This is a genomic window from Nitratireductor aquibiodomus NL21 = JCM 21793 (assembly GCF_000615975.1).
In the GTDB taxonomy this organism is placed as follows: Bacteria; Pseudomonadota; Alphaproteobacteria; order Rhizobiales; family Rhizobiaceae; genus Nitratireductor; species Nitratireductor aquibiodomus.
This window is the reverse complement of the sequence record NZ_BAMP01000139.1, coordinates 1-7505: the sequence shown is the minus strand read 5'-3', so window position 1 is coordinate 7505 and position 7505 is coordinate 1. Positions and strand designations below refer to the sequence as shown.

Genomic DNA, 7505 nt, shown 5'->3' with positions numbered 1-7505 from the left:
CGATCACCGCCGTCATGCATTCGGGCCTGCGCGTGCTCGACCCGATCATCACCACTGCCCACATCACCCGAAACCACGGCTATATGGTCTATGACGTTCTGGTGGCTGTGGATGAAAACTTTGCGCCGCAGCCGCAGATGGCCGACTGGACCATTTCCGACGACAATCTCACCTACACGTTCACGCTGCGCGACGGGCTGAAATTCCATGACGGCGTGCCGGTGACGGCAGCCGATGCCGTGGCCTCGCTCCAGCGCTGGGGCAAGCGGGACTCGGGCGGTCAGCTTATTTTCGACGTGACCGAGAGCCTTGAGGCCACCGACGACAAGACCATCGTCTGGAAGCTGAAAAGCCCGTTCCCGGCGCTGCTCGACACGGTGGGCAAACAGTCGGCCGTGCCGCCCTTCATCATGCCCGAGCGCGTGGCCAGCGGCTCCGCCGACGAGGCGATCACCGACTATACGGGCTCCGGTCCCTTCGTGTTCGTGGCGGATGAGTATCAGCCGGGCGTTTCCGTCACCTATCGCAAGTTCGAGGATTACGTTCCGCGCGACGGCGAGGCGAGCTGGATGGCCGGCGGCAAGAACGTCAAGGTCGATGAGGTGAAGTGGGTCACCATGCCCGACGCCCAGACCGCGATCAACGCGCTGCTTTCGGGTGAAATCGACTATATCGAGCAGGTTCAGATCGACCTCCTGCCGCTGCTTGAAACCAGCGAGGACGTGACGGTCGAGACGCGCGACGACCTGGGTTACCAGACGATCGGGCGCATGAACTTCAAGCACCCGCCCTTCGACAATCCAAAAATCCGCCAGGCGGCGCAGATGGCGCTCAGCCAGGAAGCGGTGCTCGCCACGCTGATCGGCAATCCGGACTACTACAAGGTGTGCGGCGCGATCTTCGGCTGCGGCACGCCGCTGGGCGACGAGACCGGATCCGACACACTCACCTCGGGCGGCGACATCGCGGGTGCGAAGAAGCTGCTTGAAGAGGCCGGCTACGACAATACGCCGATTGTGTTGATGCAGCCGACCGATGTGGTGAGCCTGACGGCACAGCCCGTGGTGGCCGCGCAGGCCATGCGCGAGGCCGGCTTCAATGTCGACATGCAGGCGATGGACTGGCAGACGCTCGTCACCCGCCGCGCCAGCCAGTCGAAACCTTCCGAAGGCGGCTGGAACATCTTCTTCACCAACTGGATGGTGCCGGAAATCAATTCGCCACTCATCAGCCCCATGCTGAATGGTCGTGGCGATGCCGCATGGTTCGGCTGGCCGGAAGACGAAAAGATCGAGGAACTGCGCGCCGCCTTCATCGCCGCCGACACGCCGGAAAAGCAGAAGGACGTGGCCGTGGAAATCCAGAAGCACACGCTGGAGAACGTTCTCTACGTGCCGCTTGGCCAGTACATCATGCCGCAGGCCCGCAACAACAGGCTGACCGGCATGATCCCGTCGCCGGTTCCGGTGTTCTGGAACATCGAAAAGGCGGAGTGATCGCCTGAGAGCCCGCCCCGCCTGGTTGCCGGGCGGGGTAACCTCCGGGGCATTCGGGCTCTTGCCCGGCGCGTTTCCTTCCATCTCCCTGATCGGGATCGCGCGCCCCGCTTTTTATGAAACGCGCGTGTCAAAGGACATCACGTTCCGATGCTAGGCTACATCACCCGGCGCATTCTGGCCGTCATACCGGTCATGATCATCGTCGCCATCTTCGTTTTCCTGCTGCTCAGGCTGACCACGGGCGACCCGGCGGCGATCATCGCCGGCGATATGGCAACGCCAGACCAGCTCGAGCGCATCCGCACATCGCTCGGTCTGGCCGATCCGTTGCACGAACAGTTCATCACATGGGTGGGACTGCTTTTGCAGGGTGAACTTGGAACGTCGCTCATCTCCAGCACGCCTGTCACCCAGATGATCGGGCAACGCATCTGGCCGACGGTCAACATCGCCGTGCTGACGATCCTGCTTTCGGTGCTGATCGCCGTGCCCATGGGTGTGCTCGCCGCCTGGCGGCACCGCACCTGGGTCGATTATGCGGTGATGACCTTCTCGGTTCTGGGCTTTTCCATTCCTGTCTTTGTGATCGGCTACATCTTCATCAAGATCTTCTCGATCGAGCTGCGCTGGTTCCCCGTTCAGCTATGTCGCGCCATCGGAAGATTTTGGGAAATTCCTCTCCCGCGCCATTCTGCCATGCCTGACGCTTGCCACCATCTATGTGGCGCTGATCGCCCGCATGACACGCGCCTCCATGCTCGAGGTGCTGGGCGAGGATTACATCCGCACCGCGCGCGCCAAGGGGGTGAAGGAAACGGTGGTTCTTTTCCGCCATGCGCTCTCCAACGCCGCCGTGCCGATCATGACGATCATCGGCACCGGTTTTGCGCTTCTGATCGGCGGCGTGGTGGTGACGGAAAGCGTGTTCAACATTCCCGGCATCGGCCGCCTGACCGTCGATGCCATTCTGGCGCGCGACTATCCCGTCATCCAGGGCATGATCCTTCTGACGAGCGGTCTCTACGTTCTGATCAACCTGCTTATCGACCTTTCCTACACATTCTTCGATCCGAGGATCCGCTACTGATGGCCGCTTCCCCGCAACCTGCATCCCGCATGCAATGGCTCTTCGGCGCCATTGCCCTGCCGCGCGGCTGGCGTCTCGGTGCCGGGCCGATCATCGCCGCCATCGTGCTTGCCATCATTGTCGTGCTTTCGGTGCTCGCACCGCTGATCGTGCCGCATGATCCCATGGCCATCGACGCCCTCCAGCGCCTCAAGGGACCGAGCGAAACCTATCCGCTCGGCACCGACGCCTATGGGCGGGACGTGCTTTCGCGCGTCGTCACCGGTGGACGTGTGTCGCTTTTCATAGGCATCTCGGCAGCGATTGTCAGCGTGATGATCGGCCTCCTGATCGGCCTCGTCTCCGGCTTTTTCCGGATGGCGGATGCCATCATCATGCGCATCATGGACAGCCTGATGGCCATCCCCTCCATCCTGCTTGCCATTGCGCTGGTCGCGCTCAACGGACCAAGCATCTGGTCGGTGATGGGCGCGATCACCATTCCCGAAATCCCGCGTGTTGTCCGGCTGGTGCGCTCGGTGGTGCTCTCGGCGCGTGAGGAACCTTATGTGGAGGCCGCCATCGCGCTCGGTTCCTCCATGCCGAAAATCCTGTGGCAGCATCTCATGCCGAACACGCTGGCGCCGCTCATCGTGCAGGGCACCTATATCTGCGCGTCTGCCATCCTCACCGAAGCGATCCTTTCCTTTCTTGGAGCGGGCGTTTCGACGGAAATTCCGACATGGGGCAACATCATGGCCGAGGGGCGCGTGTACTTCCAGCTCAAGCCGTCGCTGATCTTCTGGCCGGGGCTCATGCTCTCGCTCTGCATCCTGTCGATCAACCTTCTGGGCGACACCGCGCGCGACATGCTGGACCCGCGCCTCAAGAAGCGGGAGGGGTGAAATGACAGTGCTGTTGTATACCCAGCTTACGAACAGTCCCGCCGCAATGGGCCAGTGCATCTCGTTGTGTTGTCTCGCAAACGGCGTCATCCCGGAAGCCCGAAGGGCTGTCCGGGACCCATTGGAAGAACATCGTGGAGCGCGGCCCGGCTCCGGTTCGAATGCGAACTGGCATCACCCGCACCTTCTGCAGAGATCGGCCGTGCCTCTCAATGGGTCCCGGCTCTTCCTTCGGTCGGCCGGGATGACGGAAACGGGAGGTGACTCCCGACAGTGCTCCAAGCATCACATCCCGGAGCACGCAATATGAAATTCAAGACCCGCAATTTCGACGATGTGCCGAGCGTTCTGGAAATCGAAAACCTGACCGTGCGCCTGGCCGGTAACGAAAAGGCAGCGCCCGTGCTCGACCGGGTGTCTCTCACGATCAGGCAGGGCGAAACGGTTTGCCTTGTCGGAGAATCCGGCTCGGGTAAATCCGTGACATCGCTCTCCGTGATGGGGCTTCTGCCGCGTGGCGCACTGGAGGCGACCGGCGGACGGATCGGCCTGGAGGGCAAGAACCTCCTCGACCTCGGCCCCCAGGCCATGCGCGACATGCGCGCCCGGAAGATTTCCATGATCTTTCAGGAACCGATGACCGCGCTCAACCCGGTGATCCGCGTCGGCGAGCAGATCGAGGAAGTGCTCAACACGCACACCAAACTCTCCACCAAGGAGAAAAAGGCGCGCGTGCTCGACATCATGAACCAGGTGCATCTGCCCGATGTCGAACGCATTTACCGATCCTATCCGCACCAGCTTTCCGGCGGCCAGCGCCAGCGCATCATGATCGCCATGGCGCTCATTCTCGAGCCGCAGCTTCTGATCGCCGACGAGCCGACGACCGCGCTCGACGTAACGACGCAGCAGCAGATTTTGAGCCTGATCGCCGAACTGCAGGAAAAGCATGGAACCGCCGTACTCTTCATCACGCACGACATGGGTGTGGTGGCGGAGATTGCCGATACGGTCCACGTCATGAAACTCGGACGGATTGTGGAGCAAGCGCCTGTCGAGGAGCTGCTGCGCCGGCCAAGGGAAGAGTATACACGCGAGCTCCTTCAGGCCGTGCCGAGCCTGACCCCGCGTGCCGCGCGCGACACGCCGGAAGGCGAGCCCGTGCTCTCGGTCAACAGCCTGCAGAAGGTCTATGGCGCGCACGGGGTCTTCAAGCGCACAGAGCCGACGAAAGCGGCAACCGATGTGAACTTCACCATTCCGCGCGGGCGCACGCTGGGCATTGTCGGAGAAAGCGGCTCCGGAAAATCCACCGTCGCGCGCTGCATCATGCGGCTCATTGATCCGACCGAGGGCGAGATCCGCGTGGCCGACCAGGAGATCGCCACGCTTTCTCGCCGGGCGCTCCGGCCGTTGCGCCGCCATATCCAGATCGTGTTTCAGGACCCGTTCCGCTCGCTGAACCCGCGCTGGACGATCGGGCGGAGCCTTGTCGAGGGACCGCTGAACATGGGGACGGACAGAAAGGCCGCGCTTTCGCGCGCCCGCGAACTCCTGAAGCTGGTCGGCCTGCCCGACGATGCGGTGGACCGCTATCCGCACCAGTTTTCAGGCGGTCAGCGCCAGCGTGTTGCGATTGCTCGCGCCATCGCCATGGAGCCCGATGTTCTGGTGGCGGATGAAGCGGTGTCCGCACTCGATGTTTCGGTGCAGGCGCAGGTGCTCGACCTGCTCGACGAGCTTCAGCAGAAACTCGGCATCGCCATTCTGTTCATCACCCACGATTTGCGGGTGGCAGCGCAGATTTGCGACGAGGTGGTGGTTATGCAGCACGGCCGCGTGGTCGAGCATGACAGTGCGGCCAATGTGCTTTCCGCGCCGAGACACGCCTATACGCGCGCGCTGATCGACGCCGCGCCGGGGCGCCAGTGGGATTTCGCCAATTTCCGTGAGCTGGAAAGTGTGTGAGGCGCGTTTCGTGACCAGCGCCTCCGCTCGCCCCTCACCCTTACTCTCTCCCCGCACGCGGGGAGAGGGGGACGTCAGCGCATTTACCTGCTTTCGAACGACTGTGTGCCCGCTTCCCCACCGCGTCCTTCTCCCCGCAGGCGGGGAGAAGGTGCCGGCAGGCGGATGAGGGGCGTGCGCCTTACCCGTCAGTTACCATCCAACACCGGAGACCATCATGCCCGTACTACCCAAAATCGCCGACTACGCGGATGAACTCACGGAGATCCGCCGCGATTTCCACCAGCACCCGGAAATCGGCTTCGAGGAAGTGCGCACCTCGGGCATCGTGGCCGAGCTCCTGAAAAAATGGGGCGTGGATGAAGTTCATACCGGGCTTGGCAAGACCGGAGTGATCGGCGTCATCAAGGGGAAGAAAGAAGGCAGCCGCTCGGTCGGTGTGCGGGCCGATATGGACGCACTGCCCATGGATGAATTGACCAATCTGCCTACGCCTCGAAGAACCCCGGCGCGTTTCATGGCTGCGGGCATGACAGCCACACGACCATGCTTCTGGGGGCCGCGCGCTATCTGGCGGAGACGCGGGACTTCGCGGGCCGCGCCATCATGATCTTCCAGCCGGCGGAAGAGGGGCTGGGCGGCGCGCGCGCCATGTTGGCCGACGGGCTGTTCGACAAGTTTCCGTGTGACGAAGTCTATGGCATGCACAACAACCCGCTTGCGGAGCCGAACAAGTTTGGCGTCAAGCCGGGGCCGGCCATGGCAGGCGCGACCTTCTTCGACATCACCATCAATGGTGTCGGCAGCCATGGCGCGATGCCGCACCATGCGCGCGATCCGATCGTGATTGCCACAGCGCTGGTGCAGAACCTGCAATCGATCGTCAGCCGCAATGTGCAGCCGACGCAGCCGGCGGTGCTTTCGGTGACGCAGATCCATTCCGGCTCGGCCTATAATGTGGTGCCAGACAAGGCAGTGATCTCCGGCACGATCCGCTATTTCTCCGACGAGGTACGCGACCTGATCCACGACCGGTTGGCAAAGCTCTGCGCCGGCTTTGCGGCGAGCTATGAGGTGGAGATCGTGCCGGACCTGCGGCCCGTCTTCGACGTTCTGATGAACGATGCCGACCTTTCGGAGGCCTATCGCGAGGTGGCGGCAGAGATCGTCGGCGAGGAGAATGCGACCATCACCAAAGAGCTGGTCACCGGAAGCGAGGATTTCGCCGATATGCTGAAGGCTGTTCCCGGCGCCTATTGCACGCTTGGCACAAGGGCTCGATCCCGGTGCACAATCCCGGCTTCATTCTCGACGACGACATGCTGCCCGTGGGCGCGAGCATCATGGCGCGGATCGTCGAAAAGCGCCTTCCGCTCTGAGGCGAACACGCTCCAACCCATTGTTTTGCGCAATTCCGGACGGAAAACCGGTTTCCACTTTTCCTGGAATTGCTCCAGTTCAGGACACACATCATGAACATCAAAGACCTGCCCTTCGACACCGAAACGATGCTGGCCGGGCTCAAGCCGTGGATTCTCTGCGAAAGCCCCACATTCGACGCGGCCGCAGTGGACCGCATGATGGATCTTGCGGCCTACGAGCTCGCCGCGATCGGCGCGGAGATCGAGCGCATTCCGGGCCGGATGGGCTTTGGCGGCTCCGTGCGGGCGCGCTTTCCGCACATGGATTTCGGCAAGCCGGGCGTTCTCATCTCCGGCCATCTCGACACGGTGCATCCCATCGGCACGCTGGAGAAGAACCCGTGGCGCATCGAGGACGGGCGCTGCTATGGCCCCGGCATTCAGGACATGAAGGGCGGCAATTATGTAAGCCTTGAGGCGATCCGCCAGTTGATCCGCGCCGGCATCGAGACGCCGCTGCCGATCACCGTTCTGTTCACGCCCGACGAGGAGGTGGGGACGCTTCAACGCGCGAGCTGATCGAGATGGAAGCGCGCAAGAACAAGGTGGTGCTGGTGCCCGAACCCGCGCGCCCCGACGGCGGCGCGGTGACGGGCCGCTATGCCATTGCGCGCTTCAACGTGAAAACGGCGGGCCGGCCGAGCAT

At 62.7% G+C, this 7505-nt stretch carries 3 protein-coding genes and 3 pseudogenes; all 6 read left to right on the top strand.

Going from position 1 to position 7505, the window contains the following annotated elements:
* Positions 1–1496 (top strand): ABC transporter substrate-binding protein (locus tag JCM21793_RS22075; protein WP_025031746.1); only part of this gene is annotated, 1496 nt, incomplete at its 5' end.
* 150 nt (positions 1497–1646) lie between these two features.
* Positions 1647–2586, top strand: a pseudogene (locus JCM21793_RS27780) (ABC transporter permease).
* Between the two features lie 29 nt (positions 2587–2615).
* Entirely contained in the window at positions 2616–3470 is an 855-nt protein-coding gene (locus JCM21793_RS22065; RefSeq protein ID WP_244439967.1) for an ABC transporter permease, read from the top strand.
* A 306-nt stretch (positions 3471–3776) separates the two neighbouring features.
* A complete protein-coding gene (locus JCM21793_RS22060; protein WP_025031744.1) occupies positions 3777–5438 on the top strand; it encodes an ABC transporter ATP-binding protein in 1662 nt (553 codons plus the stop codon).
* A gap of 217 nt (positions 5439–5655) precedes the next feature.
* A pseudogene (locus JCM21793_RS27775) lies at positions 5656–6817 on the top strand (M20 aminoacylase family protein).
* A 93-nt stretch (positions 6818–6910) separates the two neighbouring features.
* A pseudogene (locus JCM21793_RS27770) lies at positions 6911–7505 on the top strand (M20/M25/M40 family metallo-hydrolase); the annotation flags it as partial.

Bases quoted from the DNA above. Each gene is read 5' to 3' on its own strand.
- JCM21793_RS22065 (WP_244439967.1), top strand. From the start codon at position 2,616: ATGCAATGGCTCTTCGGCGCCATTGCCCTGCCGCGCGGCTGGCGTCTC.
- JCM21793_RS22060 (WP_025031744.1), top strand. From the start codon at position 3,777: ATGAAATTCAAGACCCGCAATTTCGACGATGTGCCGAGCGTTCTGGAA.